Annotated in this window: 1 protein-coding gene; it reads right to left on the minus strand. The window is 69.6% G+C overall.

Annotated elements, in window-relative coordinates:
* Nucleotides 1-180: HAD family hydrolase (locus RYX56_RS22595; protein WP_317124154.1), on the minus strand; the 180-nt coding region annotated here is incomplete at its 3' end.
* Nucleotides 181-270: the final 90 nt, after the last annotated feature.

Genomic DNA, 270 nt, shown 5'->3' on the forward strand with positions numbered 1-270 from the left:
GTAGAGAATGCGCTCGTGGCCGCCCGTGATGCGCAGCAGCCGCCCGTAGTGCGCTTCGTCCCAGTGCCACGGGAGGCCCCATGCCTCGAACGCGGCGTTGAACGCCACGCGATGGCCATCGCGTTCGGTCTCGGCGAGAGTCCCGTCCACGTCCCACACCAGCGCCTTGAGCTGCGTCATCGGACGTTGCTCACGCAGCCCGGGCCGCGAGCACATGCTCGGCCACGTGCAGCAGCCCGGGAAAGATCCGCTGCGGCCTGGCATCGGCGA

This window comes from Alkalihalophilus lindianensis (genome assembly GCF_032843265.1).
Classification (GTDB): Bacteria; Bacillota; Bacilli; order Bacillales; family Bacillaceae_D; genus Alkalihalophilus; species Alkalihalophilus lindianensis.